The 22,610-nt window shown below is 69.4% G+C and carries 19 protein-coding genes and 1 CRISPR repeat array (1 of these 20 cut by a window edge); of the genes, 10 read left to right on the forward strand and 9 right to left on the reverse strand.

Annotated features, from left to right (window positions below; genetic code table 11):
- Positions 1 to 143 precede the first annotated feature (143 nt).
- Positions 144 to 506, forward strand: a complete 363-nt coding sequence (locus tag ACMGFI_RS09995) for a PadR family transcriptional regulator (protein ID WP_436909345.1) — start codon at positions 144 to 146, stop codon at positions 504 to 506.
- On the opposite strand, the gene ACMGFI_RS10000 is transcribed toward ACMGFI_RS09995, so the two are convergent.
- Both ACMGFI_RS10000 and rnhA read right to left on the reverse strand, forming a co-directional pair.
- The gene (locus tag ACMGFI_RS10000; protein ID WP_436909346.1) at positions 507 to 1,124 is read right to left on the reverse strand and encodes a DUF7108 family protein; all 618 of its coding nucleotides are present in this window, start codon (positions 1,122 to 1,124) and stop codon (positions 507 to 509) included. It abuts the gene before it with no gap.
- 5 nt (positions 1,125 to 1,129) lie between these two features.
- Entirely contained in the window at positions 1,130 to 1,723 is a 594-nt protein-coding gene (rnhA, locus tag ACMGFI_RS10005; protein WP_436909348.1) for a ribonuclease HI, read from the reverse strand.
- A gap of 114 nt (positions 1,724 to 1,837) precedes the next feature.
- Here rnhA and ACMGFI_RS10010 point away from each other — a divergent pair, with 114 nt between their 5' ends.
- From ACMGFI_RS10010 to ACMGFI_RS10020, 3 genes are all read left to right on the forward strand, one after another.
- The gene (locus ACMGFI_RS10010; RefSeq protein WP_436909350.1) at positions 1,838 to 2,767 is read left to right on the forward strand and encodes a M48 family metallopeptidase; all 930 of its coding nucleotides are present in this window, start codon (positions 1,838 to 1,840) and stop codon (positions 2,765 to 2,767) included.
- Between the two features lie 176 nt (positions 2,768 to 2,943).
- Positions 2,944 to 4,194: a DNA repair protein NreA gene (gene nreA / locus ACMGFI_RS10015; RefSeq protein ID WP_436910230.1), complete on the forward strand. Its 1,251-nt coding sequence runs from the start codon at positions 2,944 to 2,946 to the stop codon at positions 4,192 to 4,194.
- A 90-nt stretch (positions 4,195 to 4,284) separates the two neighbouring features.
- Positions 4,285 to 4,599, forward strand: a complete 315-nt coding sequence (locus ACMGFI_RS10020; protein ID WP_436909351.1) for a hypothetical protein — start codon at positions 4,285 to 4,287, stop codon at positions 4,597 to 4,599.
- 174 nt (positions 4,600 to 4,773) lie between these two features.
- Here ACMGFI_RS10020 and ACMGFI_RS10025 read toward each other — a convergent pair whose 3' ends face one another.
- Positions 4,774 to 4,917: a DUF7331 family protein gene (locus ACMGFI_RS10025; protein ID WP_436909352.1), complete on the reverse strand. Its 144-nt coding sequence runs from the start codon at positions 4,915 to 4,917 to the stop codon at positions 4,774 to 4,776.
- Positions 4,918 to 5,184: 267 nt separating this feature from the next.
- Between ACMGFI_RS10025 and ACMGFI_RS10030 the strand changes: the two genes are divergently transcribed.
- The 3 genes from ACMGFI_RS10030 (at position 5,185) to ACMGFI_RS10040 (ending at position 11,249) form a co-directional block, all read left to right on the forward strand.
- Positions 5,185 to 7,239, forward strand: coding sequence for a COG1361 S-layer family protein (locus ACMGFI_RS10030; RefSeq protein ID WP_436909354.1), 2,055 nt, complete (start codon positions 5,185 to 5,187; stop codon positions 7,237 to 7,239).
- Positions 7,240 to 9,687, forward strand: a complete 2,448-nt coding sequence (locus ACMGFI_RS10035) for an efflux RND transporter permease subunit (protein WP_436909355.1) — start codon at positions 7,240 to 7,242, stop codon at positions 9,685 to 9,687.
- Between the two features lie 155 nt (positions 9,688 to 9,842).
- Entirely contained in the window at positions 9,843 to 11,249 is a 1,407-nt protein-coding gene (locus ACMGFI_RS10040; RefSeq protein ID WP_436909356.1) for a dihydrolipoyl dehydrogenase family protein, read from the forward strand.
- A gap of 93 nt (positions 11,250 to 11,342) precedes the next feature.
- Here the strand turns inward: ACMGFI_RS10040 and ACMGFI_RS10045 are convergent, their stop codons facing one another.
- From ACMGFI_RS10045 to ACMGFI_RS10060, 4 genes are all read right to left on the reverse strand, one after another.
- Positions 11,343 to 11,900 (reverse strand): NAD(P)/FAD-dependent oxidoreductase, encoded by a 558-nt coding sequence (locus tag ACMGFI_RS10045; protein ID WP_436909357.1) that lies wholly within the window; start codon positions 11,898 to 11,900, stop codon positions 11,343 to 11,345.
- An 87-nt stretch (positions 11,901 to 11,987) separates the two neighbouring features.
- Positions 11,988 to 12,461, reverse strand: a complete 474-nt coding sequence (locus tag ACMGFI_RS10050) for an SRPBCC family protein (RefSeq protein ID WP_436909359.1) — start codon at positions 12,459 to 12,461, stop codon at positions 11,988 to 11,990.
- Between the two features lie 125 nt (positions 12,462 to 12,586).
- Positions 12,587 to 13,840, reverse strand: coding sequence for a Glu/Leu/Phe/Val family dehydrogenase (locus ACMGFI_RS10055; protein ID WP_436909360.1), 1,254 nt, complete (start codon positions 13,838 to 13,840; stop codon positions 12,587 to 12,589).
- Between the two features lie 65 nt (positions 13,841 to 13,905).
- Complete coding sequence (locus ACMGFI_RS10060; protein ID WP_436909361.1) at positions 13,906 to 14,760, reverse strand: HpcH/HpaI aldolase/citrate lyase family protein; 855 nt, start codon at positions 14,758 to 14,760, stop codon at positions 13,906 to 13,908.
- 198 nt (positions 14,761 to 14,958) lie between these two features.
- On the opposite strand from ACMGFI_RS10060, the gene ACMGFI_RS10065 reads away from it, so the two are divergent.
- On the forward strand, positions 14,959 to 15,555 hold the full coding sequence (locus ACMGFI_RS10065) for a MaoC family dehydratase (protein WP_436910232.1): 597 nt from the start codon (positions 14,959 to 14,961) through the stop codon (positions 15,553 to 15,555).
- Positions 15,556 to 15,679: 124 nt separating this feature from the next.
- Here ACMGFI_RS10065 and ACMGFI_RS10070 read toward each other — a convergent pair whose 3' ends face one another.
- Together ACMGFI_RS10070 and ACMGFI_RS10075 are read right to left on the reverse strand one after the other, a co-directional pair.
- Positions 15,680 to 16,045, reverse strand: a complete 366-nt coding sequence (locus ACMGFI_RS10070; protein WP_436909363.1) for a DUF5658 family protein — start codon at positions 16,043 to 16,045, stop codon at positions 15,680 to 15,682.
- Between the two features lie 169 nt (positions 16,046 to 16,214).
- Positions 16,215 to 16,586: a DUF5658 family protein gene (locus tag ACMGFI_RS10075; protein ID WP_436909364.1), complete on the reverse strand. Its 372-nt coding sequence runs from the start codon at positions 16,584 to 16,586 to the stop codon at positions 16,215 to 16,217.
- Positions 16,587 to 16,930: 344 nt separating this feature from the next.
- Here ACMGFI_RS10075 and ACMGFI_RS10080 point away from each other — a divergent pair, with 344 nt between their 5' ends.
- Positions 16,931 to 17,575 carry a chemotaxis protein CheC gene (locus ACMGFI_RS10080; RefSeq protein ID WP_436909365.1) on the forward strand — a complete coding sequence of 215 codons (645 nt, stop codon included), beginning with the start codon at positions 16,931 to 16,933 and terminating at the stop codon, positions 17,573 to 17,575.
- A gap of 4 nt (positions 17,576 to 17,579) precedes the next feature.
- Positions 17,580 to 18,287, forward strand: a complete 708-nt coding sequence (locus ACMGFI_RS10085; protein ID WP_436909366.1) for a 5-formyltetrahydrofolate cyclo-ligase — start codon at positions 17,580 to 17,582, stop codon at positions 18,285 to 18,287.
- A gap of 256 nt (positions 18,288 to 18,543) precedes the next feature.
- A CRISPR array of direct repeats spans positions 18,544 to 22,610; the repeat unit is 30 nt; unit sequence GCTTCAACCCGTCTACGGTCCTGCTGTAAC; it runs 1,708 nt beyond the window's last position.

The following is a 22,610-nucleotide window of genomic DNA, read 5'->3' on the forward strand; positions in this document are numbered from 1 at the left end:
GCGGAACCGGAACACCTCTCCGGGAGGAATGCGATTATCATTGCGTGATATTACCGGGAGAAGCGGCCAAGGGGTGGGGGATCCTCCCGGATAACGGAAGAAAGTTAACAAGTGTTAAATAGTCAGATGACATTCCACTAACCATGTCAGAGGCACAATCGGTGACTGACAGCCCCGGAATCGCACGCGAACTGACCGCGTTCCAGCAGAACATCCTCGTCATCCTCGGCGAAGAGCCGCGATACGGCCTGGCTATCAAACGTGAACTCGAAGACTACTACGACGACGAGGTCAACCACGGTCGGCTCTACCCCAACCTCGACGACCTCGTCGAGATGGGCCTGGTCGAGAAGAGCGAGCTCGACAAGCGCACCAACCAGTACGCCCTGACCGACGAGGGTTACGAGACGGTGCTCGACCAGCTCTCCTGGGAGTTCTCGAAGCTCGTCACGAGCGGCGACCGCGCTGACGACCTCCGCGAGCTCGTCGACGCCGCCCAGGAATAATTACAGCGGACAGCGCTCGTCCGCGACGGAGAAGGCGACGCGTACCGATTTTTCGACGATATCGCGCTGGCCAGCCGTCGGCCACGCGTTGCGTCTGTAGTAGTCCTCGAGGAACTCCTCTAACTCGTCGGCCGTCGCGTCGTGGACCGGCTTCGCGTAGTGGTTGCCCATGAAGTCGGCGAGCGCCGCGACGTTGGCCGCGTGGTCGTCGCCGTGTTCCTCGCGCACGTCGGCGACGATATCGCGGTTGTAGTCGTCGATCTCCGCCCAGTCGTCGCCCTCGCCGGGGCCCGAGAGCGCGATCTCGATCCCGCGGTCGATGTCCTCGACCCGCTCGGTCCGGATCTCGCCGTCCTCGACCCACTCCTCGGGGTGGAGCACGAGCACGTCGCGGGTCTCGTCCTCGCGGACGCGGGCGGTGTAGCCGTGGTCGGCGAGCCGCTCGTCGCGGTCGCTCCGGTAGGCTGTCGCCTCCGCGTCGACGGCGGCCTCCCTGGCGAGTTTCGTGAGTCGTTCGGCCTCGTCGACGACGCTCTCGGGCGGGAGGTCGTCGGGCTCCGGGTCGTCGTCGGTCAGTACGTCCGGCGCTTCGCTGGGGTCTGGTGTCTCGTCGGGCATCGGTATCAGGCCTCGTCGAGCGCCTCGTTGGCGAGTTCGTCGGCGCGGTCGTTTATCTCCCGCGGAACGTGTTCGAGCGACCACTCGTCGAAGCCGGTCAACAGCTCGCGGACGGTGACCCGGTACTCCCGGAGGTCGGGGTCGTTCGTGTCCCACTCGCCGCGGACCTGCTTGACGATCAGCTCGGAGTCGCCGCGCACGTCGACCTCGTCGAAGCCGTAGTCGCTCGCCACTCGCAGCCCCTCGATGAGCGCCTCGTACTCGGCCTGGTTGTTCGTGGCGCGGCCGATGGTGTGGCCGCCCTCGGCGACGATCCCGTCGCCGCTGACGATGACCCACCCCACCGCCGAGGGCCCGGGGTTGCCGCGGCAGGCGCCGTCGAAGTAGACGTGCGCGCGGCCGCCGCCCTCGCGGATCAACCCCTCCAGGTCCGCGGGGTTGGCCCCCTGGATCACGACCTTGTCGTCGTAGGCGACGGCGGTCGCGTCGCCCCGCTCGGCGCGCCAGCGCTCGTGGTCCGTGTTGCCCGGCTCGACCTCGACGCCGGCGTCTTCCAGCCGCTCGCGGGCCGCCGCCGCGTCGCACTCGACTGTCGGCATCGACTACACCTCGCCGGCCGGCGGCCATATGGGTTCGGATCCGCTCGGCCCGCCCCACGCCGACCTCACCCCGCACCGACCGCTTTTGCCCCACCGGACCGAACGACCGGTATCGTGTCGCCGACGCGCAGACTCGCCCGCGAGGCCGGCCTGCCCGCGGCCTACCGGCTGGTCGACGCGGCGCTGCTCGCCGTCCTGGCCGCGGTGCTTGCCGCCTGCTACGCGGTCGGGATGGCGCCGGCGACGGTCGCGGCGCTCGCGCTCGCGAGCTTCGGGCTGGAGTTCGCCGTCGGCCGGGTCGTCACCGACGGCCTCTTTCGCGGACTCGAACTGGCCGACGAGGCGCCGCCGCGGCTGCGCCGGACCGTCGCGGCGGTGGCCGCCGACCTGGGCGTGCCGACGCCGTCGGCCGTCGTCGACCGCGAGAGCGCCGGCGGGGTGTCCGTCCTGGGCGGCGGCGACCGCGCGGCTGTCGTCGTCTCGGCACCGCTGGCCGAACGCCTCGACGACCCGGCGCTCCGGGCCGTCGTCGCCCACGAACTCGCCCACCTCTCGCTGGGCCACGTCCGCCGGGTCCCCCTCCGCGAGGGCGCCGCCCACGCCGTCGGCCTGGCGGCCTGCTGGCTCGTGGCCCTCCGGCACCTCCCCCCGACGGTCGCCGCGCTCTGTGGCGGCGCCTTCCTCGCCGCCGGCGTCGCCCGCTCGAACGAGTTCAATCGCCTGCTGTACGTCCTCGCCAGCGCCGGGACCGTCCTCGTCGTCGGGGCGCTCGCGGCCCGCGCGAACCGGCTGGAGGAGTACCACGCCGACGACGTGGCCGTCCGGGTGACGAGCGCGACGGACTTCTGCACCGGGCTCTACGCCGTCGGACGGCTCGGCGACGACGACGCCGTCGCCGGCCGCTCCCCGTTCGGCGCGCGCCGGACGCGGCTGGAGCGGGTGACCGCCGACCACCCCACCGTCGAGGCCAGACTGGCCAGGTTCGGGCTCTCGCCCGCCGACGTGGCCGAGCGCGCACCGACCGGGCGGGCGGCCGACGACTGACGAACGGCGGTCGCGCCCCACCAGCGACCGGTGGACGATCGGCCAGTGGCCGGCGACCGACTGCCCGCCGACCGGTCCGTCGCGGTCGGTCCGGCCCCGTTCCCGAACCCGGTCGCGGGCTCCGGCACCGACCCATTCAAGCCCGTGGGGACGGTAGAGTCGGGCGAATGGCGGGCATGCGCCTCGACGACTTCATCGAGGACTTCCAGCGCGACGAGGCCGCGGAGAAGCGCCGGCTGGCCGAGGAGAAGTCCTACGAGATCACGGAGTACCTCGACGACGTCGAGCGGGAGTTCCAGCAGGCGGTGCAGGGCGACTCGATGTTCGGGTCCACGGCTCCAGAGGTGTTCGTCGGTCGGTCGGGCTACCCGAACGTCTCGACGGGCGTGCTCTCGCCGATGGGCGGCGACGCCGACGCCGCCGACTTCGCGACCAGCGGCGAGTGGTACCAGCAGGGGTACGGGATCGACGACGTGCTCCAGCGGCGGACGGGGATGCTCAACTCGACGCGGTCGGCGAAGGTCGACGTGAGCGACGTCTGGGACGGGTTCGTCGGCACCCAGCGGGAGGTCGCCATCGCCGACCACCCCGTCGACGTGGAGGTCGGCCTCGACGGGACGCCCGACATCGACCTCTCGCTGGACGACATCTCGACCCCGACCGGGCCGCGCGCCCGCGCCACGAACGCCGACCTGGCGGAGAACCCCCACGTGCCGCGGCCGGTCGAGAAGACCCTGGAGGACGACGACTGGGCCGCCGAGGGGGCGATGACCTACCTCTACCGCCGCGGCTTCGACGTGTACGACATCAACACCATCCTCTCGGCGGGGGCGCTGGGCCAGGGGCACAGCCGCAGGCTCGTCCCGACGCGGTGGTCGATCACCGCCGTCGACGACACCGTCGGGAAGTACCTGCGGGGAGGGCTCCAGCACAGCGACACGGTAGACGAGGTGTCCGTCTGGACCAACGAGTACATGGGCAACCGCTACTGGGTGATCCTCGCCCCGGGCCAGTGGGAGTTCGAGCTCGTCGAGATGAAGGCGCCCGAGAGCGTCTGGAACCCCGCGGCCGACGACTACTACCTCGCCAGCGCCCACGAGGGCTGGGAGGGCCGCACGGGGTACGTCGAGGAGACGGCCGGCGCCTATTACGCCTCGCGGCTCGCGGTCCTGGAGCACCTCCACGAGCGCGAGCGCCAGGCCAAGGCCCTCGTCCTCCGGGAGGTCACCGACGAGTACTGGGCGCCGGTCGGCGTCTGGCAGGTCCGGGAGGGCGTGCGCCACGCCTTCGACGGCGAGCACGGGGTCGCCGAGAGCTTCCGGGACGCGCTCGACGCCGTGCTCCCGGCGGTCCCGGTCTCGCTCGGCCGGCTCCGGCGGAAGTCCAACCTCGTCGCCGGCCTCCAGACCTCGATCACCGACTTCTGACCGGCGGCCGCCGCGGCGGACTCCAGCGGGGCGACCGCGCGGTCGCGTTTCGGCGGAAGGGTTTTCGCGCGACCGGTCGTACGCCCCGGTATGCTCCTCCAGATGGGGATCCCCGGCGGCGTCGAACTGCTCGTCATCCTCGTGATGGGGCTGGTGCTGTTCGGGCTCCCGCTGGTTCTCATCGCCGTCGTCGGCGCGCTGTGGCTGCGCTCGGACGACGACTACGACGAGCGCATCCGGGAACTGGAGACGGAGATCGCGCGCCTCCAGGCGCAGGTGGGCGACGACGGCGGCCCGACCGCCGACGACTTCGCCGACCCCGACTCCGGGGACGGGGCGGCCGACCGCTCGACCGACGCCGACGGCGGCACACCCGACGGGTCGACCCTCTCCGACGACAGGTAGTCTAGCCCTGCCCGGCCCGCGCGCCGAGGCCCAGTAGCCGGGCGCCGGCGGTCGGGTACCCGCGGTCGGCTGTCGGATCCAGCGGTCGCTCGGCGGTCGAGAGCGGAGAAACCGCGGTGGGACGGGGACGACCCCGCCGGCCCCGTCGGGCCGGCGAGCCCGCTCCGGGGCCGGTCAGGCCATCTCGTCGCCGGTCACTGTCTCGTCCGACTGGATCCACGCCCGGTGGTTGTCGACGTCGTAGATCACGACGTCGCCGTTCGCGATCTCGAGTTCGTCGTAGCGGCTCGTCTCGGAGCGGGTTTCGTTGGTTGCCATTGTTGTGGTCTACGTTCCGTCGCTGTCTGCCGGTTCGACGCTATCGGTAGCTACGCCCTATGCCTTGTTAAATGTTACCAATAGTGTGGGTATTATCCGCACGGATCGGCCCCGGTCGGTCGCCCAGGGGGAATGACGCGATAAACTCCTGGGACGTTCACTCCTGTTTACAATGATTGACGGGGTTCGGGCGGAAAGTGGACGACGACACCTACGCGGCCGTCGTTGGTCCCCGCGGCACGGTGGGTGAGACACGGGAATCCACGCATGCAACGGACACAGCTTCCGGTAGTCGCCGCAGTCGCACTGCTTCTGGCCGCGTCGCCGGTCGCCGGCGCCGTCACCGACGGCGGAGTCGCGGGCGTCGGAACGGACGCGCCGACGCTCGCGGCCGGGTCGGGGTCGACCGGCCCGACCGAGCCGGCCCAGCAGCAACAGCAGCAGGACAACGTTACCGGCAACCCCGGGATCGACGTGTCGGTGCCGGCCACCGACTTCGCCCCCGGCGAGCGGACCGCGCTGCAGGTCGTCCTGCTCAACGACGGCAACGTCACGAACGGGTCGCTATCGAACCCGGCGCTCGAACAGCAGGTGACCACCGCCCGCGCGATCCGGGTCAGCGTCGGCGAGCACGACGCCCCGCTGACCGTCAACACCAACGAGCGGGCCATCGCGCGCCTGCCCGACGGTTCCTCCGCGCCGGCCGAGTTCCGGATCGATATCGACCGCTCGGCGCAGCCGGGCACCTACGAGCTGCCGATCAACGTCTCGTACAACTACACGCAGTCGGTGAACCCGCAGACCAGTGAGTACAACCGCACGAGCACGACGCGGAACTTCACGGTGAACGTGACCGTCGAGGAGGCCGCGCAGTTCCGCGTGACCGACGTGGCGTCGACGGCCCGCGTCGGGGCCACCGGCACCGTCGACGTGACGCTGCGCAACACCGGGACGGCGGTCGCCCGCAACGCCTCGGTTGCGCTCACCTCGCAGAACGCCGATATGACCTTCGGCGCGTCCGCGTCGTCGTCGCGGTACGTCGGCGGCGCCTGGGCGCCCGGCGAGACGCGGACCGTCTCCTACCGGGTCAGCGCGGCACAGTCCGCGAGCCAACAGCAGTACGCCTTCGGCGCGACGGTCAACTACGAGGACGCGGACAGCACGCCGATGCAGTCGGACAGCCTCTCGCTGGGCGTCACGCCGGCCCGCGAGCAGACGTTCACGATCGTCGACAGCGGGAGCGACCTCGCCGTCGACGACGACGGACCCGTGACCGTCACGGTCCGCAACGACGGCCCGGTCGACGTGCGCGACGCGTCGGTGTCGATCACCTCCGGGAGCCCGACGCTGACGTTCGGCGGGTCGACCACCGCCAGCCAGTACGTCGGCCGGTGGGCGGCGAACGAGACCCGCGAGATCGCCGTCGAGGCGACGGCCACCCCCCAGGCCGAGTCGCGCAACTACTCCCTGCAGGCCTCGGTCAGCTACGAGGACGGCGAGGGCGACCCCGGCCAGTCCGGCACGTTGCAGTTCGGCGTCCGTCCCGCTCCGGAAGTCGAGTACGAGTTCGACGCGAGCAACCTGAGTTCGTCGCTGCGCGTCGGCGAGGAGGGGACGCTGTCGGGCACGATCACCAACGTCGGCGACGCCCGCGCCGACAGCGTCGTGGTCGTCTTCGAGTCGGAGAGTCGGAACGTCTCGCCGCTCGACCGCGAGTACTCGGTCGGGAACCTCCGGGTCGATCAGTCGAAGGAGTTCGCCTTCGACGTGGAGATCAGCGAGGCCGCCGAGGCCGGGCCGAAGCAGTTCACGCTGCGGCCGACCTACCGGAACGCCGACGACGAGCGCCGCCAGGCCGAGAGCTTCGACACCCGCCAGCGCGTCCGCCAGCAGCGGGACGTCTTCGACGTGTCCGTCGCCAACGGGACCGTCGAGCGCGGTGCCGGGCGCGTCCTCGAAGTGACCGTGACGAACGCCGGCGACGACCCCGTCAGCGACGTGTCGGCGGCCATCTTCGCCGACGACCCCGTCTCGGTCGACGACGGCGAGGCGTTCGCCGACGAGATCCCGGCCGGCGAGTCGGAGACGTTCACCTTCGAGGTCAGCGCCGGCTCGGACGCGCTGACGAAGTCCTACCCCGTCGAGCTGGACTTCCAGTACGACGACGCCGACGGCGACACGACCCTCTCCAGCGGCTACACCGTCGCCGTCGACGTGACCGAGCCCGAGGACAGCGGCGGGAGCGGCCTGCCGGTGCCGGTGATCGCCGGCGCGGTCGTCGTCCTCGTCGCCCTCGTCGCCGGCTACCTGTGGTACAGGTAGATGGTCTTCGAGTGGTTCACCGACGAGGTCGGCGACGCCATCGCCTCCTACCCGGGGCGGATCAGCCTCGCCTTCCTCCTGTTGACCGCCGTCTTCGTCGCCGGCCTCGGCAACGTCGAGACCGAGGGCGGGAGCAACCAGTTCGTCGAGGACCTCGACTCCTTCGAGGCGTTCCAGGACATCCAGCGGGACTTCGGGTCCGCGTTCGGGGAGAGCGCGACCACGACGCAGCTGCTCCAGCGCGAACAGAACGTCCTCTCGCGGACGAGTATGCTGCGGCTGTTGCGTGCCCAGGAGCGGTTGCAGGACCACGGGGGGCTGCGCGTGACGGGCGTCTCCAGCCCCGCCCGGACCGTCGCCCAGCAACTCGACCCGGAGGCGACGACCGTCGAGGCGCAGATCGACGCCGTCGAGCACGCCACGGCGACGGAGATCGACCGGGCTGTCCGCCGGGCCGCTGAGAGCCCGGGGTTCACCTCACAGGTCAGCGAGGACTTCGACACGGAGAGCGCGGCCGCCCGCGCCGCGCAGGCGTCCGTGACCCACGACCGCGACGTGGACGACCGCGAGGAGCGCGTCGAGCGCGTCCTCGCGACCGTCGGCGGCGACATCGACACCGTCGGGAGCGCGCCGAACACGATCGGGTCGTCGCTGGCGCTCGTGCTCCCGGCGGCGTTCATCCTCATCGTCGGCTTCCTGGTCGTCGCCTACCGGGACCTGGTGGACCTGCTTCTCGGCGTCGTCGCCATCCTGATGACGCTCCTGTGGACGTTCGGCTTCCTCGGGCTGGCCGACATCGCCTTCAACCCGCTGCTCGTGGCGGTGCCGCCGCTGCTCATCGCGGTCGGCATCGACTTCGGCATCCACGCCGTCAACCGCTACCGCGAGGAGCGCGAGCGCGGCCAGCCCGTCGGCACGTCGATGGACGTCACCACCGAGCAGCTACTGGTCGCCTTCTTCATCGTGATGGGGACGACCGTCATCGGCTTCCTGTCGAACCTGCCGAGCGCGCTCGCGCCCATCCGCGACTTCGGCCTCGTCGCGGCCATCGGCATCTGTTTCACGTTCCTGATCTTCGGGATCTTCCTCCCGGCAGCGAAGGTCAAGACCGACCGCCTGCGGGCGAAGTACCCGATCCCGACGATGAGCGAGCGCCCGCTGGGCTCGGAGGGGTCGCTGCTCGGGCGCGCGCTCGGCGGCGGCGTCGCCGTCGCCAAGCGCGCGCCGGCGCTGTTCATGCTCGTCGTCCTCCTCACCAGCGGCGTCGCGGGCGTCTACGCCACCGGCGTCGGCACCGGCTTCAGCCAGGACGACTTCCTGCCGCCGGAGTACGAGGAGATCCCCGAGTGGCAGAAGGAGCTCCCGGCGCCGTTCAGCCCGCCGGAGTACAGCACCATCTCGAAGAGCAACTACATCGAGGACAACTTCCCCCAGAGCAGTTCGGTCCTGCTGTACGTCGAGACGCGGATGGGTCGGGACGCGGCGCTCGACCAGGTCTACCGGATGGGCCGCGACCCGCCGCCGACCGTCCTCCGCGAGGGCCGCCACGCCGAGAGCCAGTCGGTCGTCACCGTCGTCCGCTCGTACGCCGACCGGGACCCGCAGTTCGCCGACCTGGTGGCGCGCAACGACCCCGACGCCGACGGGATCCCCGAGCAGAACCTCGGCGAGGTCTACGACTCCCTCGAATCGGCGCCGGGGAGCGGCGTCGGCGGCGTCCTCGCCGACGACCGCCGGAGCACGCTGGTGACCTACACCGTCGACGCCGACGCGACCAACGGCGAGGTCGCGGCCGACGCCGAGGCCATCGCCGCGGAGACCTCGCTCGACGCGACGCCGACGGGCAACGCGATCATCTTCGAGGAGGCCTCGGAGCTGATCCTCAGCACGGTGATCACGAGCCTGCTGATCACGCTCGTCGGCGCGTCGGCGTTCCTGATCGTCGTCTACGCCGTGCTGGAGGGACGGCCGTCGCTTGGCGTCGCCAACGTCGTGCCCATCGCGCTGACGGTCACGTTCGTCGTCGCGTCGATGCGCTACCTCGGCATCGACTTCAACGCGATCAACGGCGTGATCCTCTCGCTGACCATCGGGCTCGGCATCGACTACTCGGTCCACGTCGTCCACCGCTTCGCCGACGAGTTCGAGGAGACCGACCTGGACACGGCGCTCGACCGCGCCATCCGCGGGACCGGCGGCGCGCTCACCGGGAGCATGCTCACCACCGTCGCGGGCATGGGGATGCTCGTGTTCGCGCTGAACCCGGCCATCGGCGCGTTCGGCGTGCTGACCGCGCTCTCGGTCGTCTACGCCTACGTCGCCTCGATCGCCGTCCTCCCGTCGGTGCTGGTGCTGTGGGACCGGGTCGTCAACCGCTCGCGGCCCGCGCGGTGGCTGCGCGCCCGCCGCGCCGACGGCCCCGCTCCGCGCTCGCCCGTCGAGGACTGAGCGGCGAGGCCCGCCGCGGTCGCACTCCCGCTCCGGCCGCTCTCCCGTCGGGGTCGCCGGTCCGCAACGCCCTCTCGTTGCGGTCGCCGGTTCGGGGGCGCTGTGGCGACCGCCGCGCCCGGAACGATTTAGGCCTGGTCGGTCAACACGGACCTATGGTTCACGTGGTCATCATCGGCGCCTACGGCAGCGCCGGCGCGGCGGTCGCGAACTCGCTGGCCGACGAGCCCGGCGTGGAGCTCACCCTCATCGACGACGGCGACCCCGGCGGCGGGCTCTGCATCCTGCGGGGCTGCATGCCCTCCAAGGAGGTGCTGTCGGCCGGCGCCCACCGCTTCCGGGCGCGTCACGACGAGCGACTGCTCGGCGACCCCCACGAGGTCGACCTCGACCGGACCATCGAGCGCAAGGACGACCACACGCTCGGGTGGGCCGAACACCGCCGCGAGTCGATCCACGAGATCGCCGAGCGCGAGGACGTGACCTTCATTCACGACACCGCGCGGTTCGTCGACGACCACACGGTCGTCGCGGGCGGCCGCGAGATCACCGGCGACTACGTGGTGATAGCGACGGGGTCGGCCGTCAACATCCCGGACCTGCCCGGCATCGACGACGTGCCCCACCAGACGAGCGCGGACCTGCTCGACGCAACCGACCTCCCCGACTCGGCGGTCGTGATGGGTCTGGGTTACGTCGGGCTGGAGATGGTCCCTTACCTTAGCGAAGTCGGTGGGACCGACGTGACCGTCGTCGAGCACGACGAGCGGCCCATCGACGAGGCCGACCCGGAGTTCGGCGATACGATCCTCGACCTCTACCGCGAGGCGTTCGACGTGACCATCCCCACGGAGTGTTACGAGAAGCGCGTCGAGCCGACCGACGACGGCGGCGTCCGGCTGTACCTCGAAGGCGTCGACGGCGACGACGAGGTGGTTGAGGCCGACGAACTCTACCTGTTCACCGGCCGGCGGCCCTGCCTGGGGCGGCTCGGACTGAAAAAGTCGGCGCTGGAGCGCGGGCCGGGCTGGGTGCTCGACACGATGCAGGCCCGCGACGACGACCGGGTGTTCGTCGTCGGGGACGCCAACGGCAAGGAGCCGATCCTCCACGTCGCCAAGGAGCAGGGGTTCACCGCCGCCGAGAACATCCTCCGGCGCGAGCGGGGCGAGCCGCTGGAGGCCTACGAGAACGTCACCCACCACGTCATCTTCTCGGGGCTGGGTGTCTACCCCTACGCCCGCGTCGGCATGACCGAACGGGAGGCCCGCGACGCGGGCTACGACGTGGCCGTCTCGATGCGGCGGGCCAGCGACGACGGCGTGTTCGAGGCCAAGGACGCCCCGGAGGGCGTCGCCAAGCTCGTCGTCGACCGCGAGTCGGCGGCGGTGCTGGGCTGGCAGGGCCTGCACTACCACGCCGACGTGATGGCCAAGACGATGCAGGTCGTCGTCGAGATGGGCCTGGACGTGCGGGAGGTGCCCGACCGCGCCTACCACCCGACGACCCCCGAGATCATCGACGGACTGCTCCGCGAGTGCGCCGACGCCGTCGCGGAGTGACGGGTCCGACGGGAGCGGCCGCCGTTCGAGTCGCTTTCCGCGAGATCTGTCGCCTTCCCCCGGGGCGACCGAACTCGTACCCCCCGGAGTGGACTATTCGGCGTCGGCCGGCGTGTCGAAGTCGTGGAAGTGTTCGCCTTTCTCCTTGGTGAGGACGTTCAGCGCCGCGGCGGCGCCGTCGCCGGCCGAGATGACGGCCTGCCACTCCTCGGCGCGGACCATCGCGCCGGTGGCGTAGGCGTCCTCGACCGAGGTCTCCATGTCCACGTCCACGTCGACGACGTCCTCGTCGGTGAACGCACAGCCCAGCTGTTCGGCCAGGTCGCGGTCCGCGCCGGTCGCGAGCACGAGGTAGTCGGCCGCCAGGTCGTCGTCCTCGGTGACGACGCGGAAGCCGTCGCCGTCCTGCTCGACCGTCTGGACCTCCTCGCCCTGGCGGCGGTCGACGCCGAAGCCGTCGACCTGCTCGCGGGCGTCCTCCACGAACGCCGTCCCGTCCTCGCTCTCGATGCCGAGGTAGTTGAACAGGTGGGCCTTGTGCATCCACGTCTCGTCCGTGTCGAAGACGACGGTGTCGAGGTCGTTCTTCGCGGTGAACAGTGCGGCGCTCAGGCCGGCGGGGCCCCCGCCGACGACAGCTACGTCTGTCATACGTGAGCAATGTACGGGAAGCGTGAAAGTCGTTGGCCTCCCCCAGCTCGATTTCCGGAAACGGGGCCCGACGGTCCCGACCGGCGGCTACTCCAGCAGTTCCCTCGTCTTCCGGTGGCGATACCGGAACATCGGCTCGAAACCGATCCGGCCGAGCGGGCCGAGCAGCCCGCGGACGACGGGGAGTTCGTACTCGACGCGGTCGTGGACGCGCGTCCCCCCGTCGACGGCCTCGAAGGTGTGGGTGTGGACCCACTTCGGGAACGGGCCGCGCAGCATCTCGTCACGGAAGGTCGCCTCCCCCTCGCCTTCCTCGCGGGCGGCGATGTAGGAGACCCACCGCTGGCGCGGCGCGACGCCGAACGGCGCGACGGTCGCCTCGACCTTCGACCCCGTCTCCAGTACCTCGGGGTCGGGCTCGCCGTCGGGTCCGACCGACGACTCGACCCGGAGATTCATCCAGTCGGGGGTCAGCGCTTCGAGACCCGAGGCTCGCGAGTGAAACTCCCACACCTCGTCGAACGGCGCGTCGACGACCGTCTCGCGCTCGTAGACCGGCATACCCGTCGGTTGGGTCCCGGGCCGTAAAACCGGCGTGTCCAACGAGTGTGGTCCGGCGGCGACGCGGCGACCGTCCCGGACGATCCGCCGTCGCGGGCGGTGACCGTCGAGAGGGCCGGCGGGAGTTACGCCCAGACGCCGGCCTGCTCGCTGGCCCGGAGCACCCGCTCGATGGCGACCACGTAGGCGGCGGTCCGGAAGTTCGGCAGGTCCCGGTCCTCGTAGGTCGACGCGAGCCGGTCGAAGGCGTCGACGACGACGGTCTCCAGTTCGTCGTTGACCCGCTCCTCGGACCAGTAGAAGCGCTGGCGATTCTGCACCCACTCGAAGTAGGAGACCGTGACACCGCCGGCGTTGGCGAGGATGTCGGGGAAGACGTGCACGTCACGCTCGGTCAGTACGTCGTCGGCGCCGGGTGTCAGCGGGCCGTTGGCGGCCTCGACGACCACGTCCGCCCGCACGTCCTCGGCGAGGTCGGCGTCGATGGCGTTCTCCAGCGCCGCCGGGACCAGGAGATCCACGTCCAGCGTCAGCAGCTCCTCGTTCGAGAGGGTTTCGGGCGCGTCGTAGTCGACGACGTCGCCGGTCTCGTCCTTGCGCTCCTTGACCGCCCGCGCGTCCAGCCCGTCGGGGTCGTAAGCGGCGCCCGAGGAGTCGGAGACGGCGACGACGCTGGCGCCCAGGTCCGACAGGAGCTTCGCCGCCACCGAGCCCGCGTTGCCGTACCCCTGGACGGCGACCGTCGCGCCCTCGACGTCCTTCCCGAGGTAGTCGAACGCCTCGCGGGCCGTCAGCATCACCGACCGGCCCGTCGCCTCGACGCGGCCGGCCGACCCCCCGCTGTCGGGCGCCTTGCCGGTGATGACGCCCGGTTCGGTCGTGTTCTCCAGGGTCTCGTAGGTGTCCTTGATCCAGTTCATCTCCCGCTGGCCCGTGTTCACGTCCGGCGCCGGGATGTCCCTGTCCTCGCCGATGATCGGGCGCAGCTCCGTCGCGAAGGCGCGGGTGAGCCGTTCGAGTTCGTCCTCGGAGTAGTCGTCGGGGTCGACGACGATCCCGCCCTTGCCGCCGCCGTAGGGGATGTCGACGACCGCGCACTTGTAGGCCATCCAGCCCGACAGCGCCTTGACCTCGTCGCGGGAGACCCCCGGGTGGTAGCGGATGCCGCCCTTGTAGGGACCGCGGGCGCCGTTGAACTGCGAGCGGTAGGCGCGGAAGACCTCGACCGACCCGTCGTCCATCTCGACCGAGAGGTTCGCCTCCAGAACGCGCTCGGGGCGTTTGAGCCGTTCGAGCGTCCCCGGGTCGACGTCGAGGTGGGCGGCGGCGTCGTCGACCTGCTCCCGGAGGCTCTCGAAGGGGTTGATCTCCTCGGACATGTGTCAGATATGGGTCAGCGCGGGGATAAGGATTCGGCCGGCGGGTAGCTGGCCCGGTTGACCGTTCACTCCCGGACGCCGGCCGCACGCGCGCGCTCCATCACGCGCTCGGCCTGGGCGACCAGCGGCGCGTCGACCATCTCGCCGTCGACGGCGAACACGCCCCGTCCCTCGGCGTCCGCCGCTTCCTTCGCGGTCAGCACCCGCTCGGCCCGCTCGACGCGCTCGGGGTCGGGCGTGAACGCCTCGTTGATCGGCCCGACCTGCGCGGGGTGGATCGCCAGCTTGCCGTCGTAACCGAGTTCGAGCGCGAACTCGGCCTCGGCGCGCAGGCCCGCCTCGTCCTCGAAGTCCGTGTACATCGTATCGACCGCGTCGACGCCCGCCGCGGCCGCCGCGAGGACGGCGTGCTCCCGGGCGTGGAGCACCTCGGTCCCCTCGTCGGTCCGGGTCGCCCCGATGTCGGCGGCCAGGTCCTCGGCGCCGAATATCAGCGCGTCGGTCGGCTCGGCGGCCGCGATCCCCTCGGCGTGGAGGACGCCCGCCGCGGTCTCGACGAGCGCGAGCACCGGCGGGTCGGCGTCGCGCTCGGCCGCCAGGTCCGCCAGGTCGGTCGCGTCGTCGGCCGACTCGGCCTTCGGCAGGACGAGTGCGTCGAGGGCGGCCCGCGCGTCGCCCGCCAGTATCGCGTCGAGGTCGTCGGCCGCGCCCCGCCCGGGCGGCCGGACGCGCACGCACACCTCGCAGTCGGCGTCGAGGTCGGCGAGCACCTCCCGGACCGCCTCTCGCGCGTCGGCTTTCTTCGCGGGCAGGACCGCGTCTTCGAGGTCGAAGACAACCGCGTCGGTCCCGGTCGTCGGTGCCTTGCGCATGAGGTCGGGCTGGTCGCCCGGCGCGAACAGGACGCTCCGGCGTGCCATACGCCGACTCCGGGCGGCGGCCGCTTGAAACCACGGGCGGCGGGGCGCGGGCGTCCGACGGTCGCGCACGTCCGGATCGAATGAAAAAGCACTTACAGAATCCCGACCCAGCGGCCGGGTGCCCGCTTCGCGGGCGCGAACCCACAACCCACAGACCCTTCCACGCGGCGACGGGACCCGCCCGCCGCCGGGTCCCCGATACCGCCGTCTCGACAGCTTCGACAGCCGCCGGTCCGTCGACCCCGCGACCGATCGGGGTCGGGTTCGCGCCCGCGCTCCCGCCGGGCCGTCCGCCACCCAACCGTTAACCGCCGCCGAACCGACCGTCGGGATATGCCCGGGCGCTACTACGGGGAGTTCGAGGTGGGCGAGACCATCGCCCACGACAAGCGCCGCACGATATCGGAGGCGGACAACCAGCGGTTCTGCGACCTGACGATGAACCAGCAGCCGCTGCACTTAGACGCCGAATTCGCCGAGGGGACGCAGTTCGGCGAGCGGGTCGTCAACGGCCTCTACACGATGAGTCTCGCGGTGGGGCTGTCGATCCCGGAGACGACCGACGGGACCATCGTCGCGAACCTCTCGTACGACGACGTGGAGCACCCGGCGCCGGTGTTCCACGGGGACACGCTCCGCGCCGAGTCGACGGTGACCGACAGACGCGAGACGAGCGACGGCGAGCGCGGCGTCGTGACGATGCATGTCGAGGCCTACCGCGTCGAGGACGGCGAGGACACGCTGGTCTGCGAGTTCGACCGGACCGTGCTGGCGGAGAAGCGACCCGACGGGTAGCGGCCTGTGAGCGACTGTTCGAAGGGAAGCGACCGGACGAGGGGCGTGTCCCGCTGTGGAGAGTCGGGGGGACGCCGGGACGGATCCCACGGCCGGCCCGGCGGTTCGGACACGCCGTCGTCGGTCAGACGGTCGCGAGCGCGACCGCGTTGACGAGGACGGTCACCGTCCACGGGAGCGCGAGCCCCAGCGCGATGACCGTCCCGTATCGGGGGCGGAGCGACCGGACGGCGCCGGCCGCGGCGACGACCGCCAGCTTCGCCGCGCCGAGCGCGGCGAGCCCGTGGCCGTCGATGGCCCGGCGCATCACCGGATTCCCTTCCGCGAGCCCCATCGACAGTCCCAGCCACGTGGTGTACACGTCGAGCGCCACCGACGCGGCGACGACCGCCCACAGCGCTCCCTCGACGACCCGGTCGTCGGCCGCGAGGCCGAGCCGGTCGCCGGGCTCCCGCGATCCAGCTACACTTGCCAGTCGTGTGCCGCGCATCGTACCCACCGCACGACACCCCACACCCAGAGGGGTGGATCGTGCGTGTGCCACGTCGTGGCAGGGTATCAAAAAAGGATCGCTTCGGAGGACACTCGCGAGGCCGGTACTCGGCCGCGGGTCGGTCGAGGGCCGCCCGTCGACGGCGGGTGCGAAGCCGGGGCCGGCCTCACAGCGAGGCCAGGAGCGCGGCGTTGAACAGGACGGCGAGCACCCAGGGAACGGCCAGGCCCAGCGGCGCGACGATGGCGTACTCGGGCCACAGGAGGCGGAAGACGAGCGCGACGCCGACGGCGCCGGCCTTCGCGAGGCCGAGCGCCGCCAGGCCGAACGTGTCGATCGCCTGTCGCATAAGCGGGTTCCGCTCGACGAGACCGATCGAGAGGCCGTACGCGGTCAGGACGATATCGAGCACCAGGGCCCAGCCGACGAGCGCCCACAGCAACAGCTCCAGGTCGGACACGGAACCGGGAGCCGAGCCGAGGTACTCGTCGACGGCCGACAGGTCAACGGCGGTCGGATCGGTCGTTGCGAGGGGCATCTGTGTGGAGTCGCGACGGGTCGGTCGGTCGCCGGGGGCACGTCGAACCGCCCACCCGCCGTTTGTCTCCCCGAGCGACACGCCCAAGAGTATACGTCGCCTATGCGGGCTACAGCCCGGTATCGGGGAGTTACTGCCGCGAAGTCGTCGCCGAATCCGCCCGGACGACCGTCGGGATCCCCCTCCGAACCCCGCCGGAGCGTCTGTCCGCGGTCCGCCGGAGCGTCCGTCCGCGGTCCGGCCCCCGCCGATCCCCGCCGAGAGCCGACGACCGCCGGAGCGCCCGTCCCCGGCCGCCTCGCGGCCGCCAGCACGTTTACGGTGGTCCGGTCCCACCGGAAGGTATGGATTACGAGGTCGACGTGCGGAAACTCGAGCTCTTCAACGAGATGGCCAGGGAGGGGGCCACCACCGTCTCCGCCCACCTCAACCAGCTCTCGGGGCTCGACACCGAGATCGAGGTCTCGAAGATCAACTTCCTCGACATGGCGGACGTGCGGACCCACCTCGGCGAACACGAACAGGTCGGCATCTACGTCGAGCTGACCGAACCGCCGTACGGCTACGTCCTCTTCGTGCTCGAACCCGCCGGGAGCAAGCGGCTCGCCCGCGGCATGGTCGGCGACATGGGAAGCGGCGAGGCCGCCGACGGCTTCTTCACCGACATGGAGCGGTCGGCCATGCAGGAGATCGGCAACATCATGACCAGCGGCTTCATCGACGGCTGGGCGAACGTCCTCGACACGACCATCGACATGTCGACGCCCTCCTTCGTCTTCGGCCCCGCCAGCGACATCGTCGACGAGATGGGCGGCTGGCCCGACGAGGAGATCGCCTTCGTTATCGACTCCCACATCGTCGCCAGCGACGCCGACGTCGAGGTCACCGTCTACACCTTCCCCCAGCTTGCCGACCTCGTCGAGCTGATCCAGAACATCGACGTGGCCACCGACGTGGGCGCCGACACGACCGCCTCCGACGTGCTCTGACTCGATGCCCGGGGACAAGGAGACTCTCCGACAGACCGTCTGGGACGACCTCGAAGACAGCGGCGCAGCGCGGTTCCCCTTCCCGCCCCACGGCCGCATCCCCAACTTCGCGGGGGCCGACCGGGCGGCCGACCGCCTGGCCGACCTCCCGGAGTGGGCCGACGCCGACACCCTCAAGGCCAACCCCGACGCGCCGCAACTGCCCGCCCGCCGCGGGGCCCTCGACGCCGGGAAGACCGTCTACATGGCCGTCCCGCGCCTGCGCGACGAGCGCTGTTTCTACCGCCTCGACCCCGCCGAACTCGACGACCCCGACGCCGCCGCCACGGTCTCCGGCGTCGACGCCCACGCCGAGCAGGTCGGGCCGGACGCCGTCGACCGGGTGGACCTGGTCCTCGTCGGGAGCGTCGCCGTCTCGCCCGCGGGCGCCCGCGTCGGCAAGGGCGAGGGCTACAGCGACCTGGAGTTCGCCGTCCTCGCCGAGCTTGGGCTGGTCGACGCCGACACGACCGTCGTCACCACGGTCCACGAGCGGCAGGTCCGCGAGGGGATCGACCCCGACGCCCACGACGTGCCCGTCGATATCGTGGTCACACCCGAGCGCACGATCCGGACCGACTTGCCGTTCGAGCGGCCCGAGGGGGTCGACTGGACGGCCCTGGACGACGAGCGGGTCGCGGAGATTCCGGTACTCGAACGGTTCCGGTCGTAGGGAGCTAAACCACGGACTTCCACACCGTACGCGGTCGGAACTCATCGAGGACAGGGACTCCTACCCCTCGGATAGGTTGCTATTGGACGGAGAGATCGTACTCGCCGCGCAGAACGCCGTTCCGGAGTCGGCGACTCGTCCCTCCTAATCGCCGACATCGATAGTCGACGTTCGGCCGCTCCTTCACGTCCGTTCGATGCCGTTACGCGGACGTTACTATCTGTTTCGTGGTTGCGATCACTCTGTAGCTCCGGACCGTTTCGACCGTCTACGGTCCTGCTGTAACCGTTGGCGGCCTCCTTGTGCTCCTCGGGCCAGTCCTCGCTTCAACCCGTCTACGGTCCTACTGTAACCGCGGAGTGGTGGCAGGTTCACCTCCCGAGCTACACGCTTCAACCCGTCTACGGTCCTGCTGTAACCATCCCGCCGTTCCCGACCGGGTAGTTCGCCGGGCTTCAACCCGTCTACGGTCCTGCTGTAACTCCGTCGCGACGTGGTTCGACGCTCGCACCACCGAGTGCCTCGATCCGTCGCTTCAACCCGTCTACGGTCCTGCTGTAACGGCTTGGCGTCCATCTTCGACGTGCCGAACTCCAGGCTTCAACCCGTCTACGGTCCTGCTGTAACGCAGGTGATCCGCCACCTCGGCTACTCGGACCCGCCGCTTCAACCCGTCTACGGTCCTGCTGTAACGAGCCGGAAGCCCGTCAGCCGGTTGGCCGTGAAGCCGCTTCAACCCGTCTACGGTCCTGCTGTAACCGGTTTCAAGCGCGCTTCTATCCGCATAGTCTTGGCTTCAACCCGTCTACGGTCCTGCTGTAACGAACCGTCGTCGCCGTAGTCCTCCGCGCTCACTCTTGCTTCAACCCGTCTACGGTCCTGCTGTAACCACATCCAGCACGGCCCGCTCCCGTTCGTCGAGTTCGCTTCAACCCGTCTACGGTCCTGCTGTAACGGGGAGGTCGTCGTCTTTCGCGTCGTCCACGACACGGCTTCAACCCGTCTACGGCCCTGCTGTAACCATCGCCGCGTGGACGCCCTGAGTCTGGTAGCCGTCGCTTCAACCCGTCTACGGTCCTGCTGTAACGCCGCCGGTGTCGACGTGATGCCCTCGCGCCGGAGGCTTCAACCCGTCTACGGTCCTGCTGTAACTCGGGAGCTCGCTCGTCGATTTCCTGGGGCTGAGGCTTCAACCCGTCTACGGTCCTGCTGTAACTCGCTTATTCACGGTAGCGTTCGCCTACGTTCACGTCCGCTTCAACCCGTCTACGGTCCTGCTGTAACCCGCGTCGTCGGCAAGGTCGACTCCGACGGCGAGACGCTTCAACCCGTCTACGGTCCTGCTGTAACCCGGACGCTCAAGCAGTCTGACGAGTGGATTGAGCAGCTTCAACCCGTCTACGGTCCTGCTGTAACGGTATCTGGGCCGACGCCGGGAGCGAACAGGCGACGCTTCAACCCGTCTACGGTCCTGCTGTAACCATGCTTGCGACCACCGAGTGCGTGCCGGTGAGGGAGCTTCAACCCGTCTACGGTCCTGCTGTAACGCCCTGGGAGTCGGTCAGCGTCTCGTCGCTCCAGTCGCTTCAACCCGTCTACGGTCCTGCTGTAACGCCGTTCTCGTCCGGCGTCGCCAGCGTTTGCTCGCAGCTTCAACCCGTCTACGGTCCTGCTGTAACCCGGCGGGGTGGTAGGTCGTGACCCGCCACTACCGCTTCAACCCGTCTACGGTCCTGCTGTAACCAGATCCATCTGCATCGGGTGAAGGTGCTGGGGGTGGCTTCAACCCGTCTACGGTCCTGCTGTAACGTGTCGGAGTTCGACCGTTACGTACCCTTCGCCGTCGCTTCAACCCGTCTACGGTCCTGCTGTAACGTTGTGCGAGGTCCTGCTGGTCGGCGAACGCCTCGCTTCAACCCGTCTACGGTCCTGCTGTAACCGTAGTACGTGCCGTCTTCCAGGAACCAGGATGGGGTGCTTCAACCCGTCTACGGTCCTGCTGTAACACCCCGCGCTCGGGGGTCGACCCCGCCAGGTCGACGCTTCAACCCGTCTACGGTCCTGCTGTAACCCGTCCCCACTCCCCCGGTCCGCGGTCGCTCGGCCGGCTTCAACCCGTCTACGGTCCTGCTGTAACCAGACGACCACGCCTCGGGCGGCTTCTGCGGCGGTTCGCTTCAACCCGTCTACGGTCCTGCTGTAACCCGTTTTCGAGATGTCGATGCCCTTCTCTGCGAGGCTTCAACCCGTCTACGGTCCTGCTGTAACACGGCGAGGTCTTGACCGCCGCGAGCGGGTTGCGGTAGCTTCAACCCGTCTACGGTCCTGCTGTAACAATACTGGGGGGAGACCAACGTCAGCATGGAGGATATGCTTCAACCCGTCTACGGTCCTGCTGTAACGTGCTGTGGATGCATACTCCCCCCATCGTCAACGTCGCTTCAACCCGTCTACGGTCCTGCTGTAACTCCGAGTCAGGCCAATGAGTTGGCCCTGTCTACTCGCTTCAACCCGTCTACGGTCCTGCTGTAACCAGCAGGACGTGAGGGACGCCGCACGTCTGGCAGGTGCTTCAACCCGTCTACGGTCCTGCTGTAACGCTCGTCGTGGGCGGCATCGCCTACCTGGCGGGCGAGCAGCTTCAACCCGTCTACGGTCCTGCTGTAACGCGGGTCCGCTCATCTGTCGCCCTCCCGAATGGTCACGCTTCAACCCGTCTACGGTCCTGCTGTAACCGGGCGGGACGCCGCCCACCCAGCGCACGCAGTTCGGCGCTTCAACCCGTCTACGGTCCTGCTGTAACACCGTCGATTGAGAGGTCGAGGTCGCGGTGATGCCGCTTCAACCCGTCTACGGTCCTGCTGTAACCCTGCGCCATAAGTGTTTCGCAGAGCTATACAGGTGCTTCAACCCGTCTACGGTCCTGCTGTAACGGCAGGTCGGTGTCATCCTCGAAGTCGCTCCCGTCGCTTCAACCCGTCTACGGTCCTGCTGTAACCATTCCATCGTCGAGGAACATGACCTCGATGAGCAGCTTCAACCCGTCTACGGTCCTGCTGTAACCTCGCCGTATCCCCACTCTCGCGGCTCGGCCGGGTCGCTTCAACCCGTCTACGGTCCTGCTGTAACAACCGAACACTAACACAAACCGACACACCCGCGTTGCTTCAACCCGTCTACGGTCCTGCTGTAACTGGGAGTTCAGCCGCGGCCCGGTGTGCGCGGACTGCTTCAACCCGTCTACGGTCCTGCTGTAACCCGGACTCGGCTCGCTCGCCGCGCCGAGAAGGCCAGCTTCAACCCGTCTACGGTCCTGCTGTAACCAACTCCGTCGTGGTCCCGTCGTCGGAGTCCACAACGCTTCAACCCGTCTACGGTCCTGCTGTAACTCCTGGAGCGGTTCGAGCCGGGGATGTTCCACGTGGTGCTTCAACCCGTCTACGGTCCTGCTGTAACGCTGTCGCGGACCTGGTCGGGGTCCGAGTCGGGCTCGCTTCAACCCGTCTACGGTCCTGCTGTAACTCTTCACCTCGTCGCTGACCGTCCGGTACTTCCTCGCGCTTCAACCCGTCTACGGTCCTGCTGTAACCCGACGACCCTGCGCTCGTTGGCGCCGGTCACCGTGCTTCAACCCGTCTACGGTCCTGCTGTAACTCGGCGCGCTGTGCCTCGCGAGCGCCGCGTGCCGCGCTTCAACCCGTCTACGGTCCTGCTGTAACAGTCGGAGGCGCCGCGGGACTTCACGCGCGGCGAGCTTCAACCCGTCTACGGTCCTGCTGTAACTCGACGGGCGACCAGGTACGGTCCTCGCCGGCGGTGACCGACCAAGGCGCTTCAACCCGTCTACGGTCCTGCTGTAACCGGCTCGGGCAGCTGCCGGAGGTCGAACGGCGCGCCGCTTCAACCCGTCTACGGTCCTGCTGTAACTCGGTTCGAACTCCGTTCGGCTACCCGGGCGGGAAGGCGCTTCAACCCGTCTACGGTCCTGCTGTAACTCGTCTGAGGTCCGAGACCGCCGGCAGAAGCTTCCCGCTTCAACCCGTCTACGGTCCTGCTGTAACCACGACCACACGGCCTCGTCGTCGCTCTCGAAGCCGCTTCAACCCGTCTACGGTCCTGCTGTAACTCCGGGAAGTCGCTCTCGACGAGATGCCACTGCGAGCTTCAACCCGTCTACGGTCCTGCTGTAACTGTTATGCTGGATGTCTTGCAACGCCAGCGTGAGGTAGCTTCAACCCGTCTACGGTCCTGCTGTAACGGTGAGGGCCAGCCGAGAAGATCCGAACGACGACGGGGCTTCAACCCGTCTACGGTCCTGCTGTA

It is taken from the genome of Halosimplex marinum, from assembly GCF_051414075.1.
GTDB lineage: Archaea > Halobacteriota > Halobacteria > Halobacteriales > Haloarculaceae > Halosimplex > Halosimplex marinum.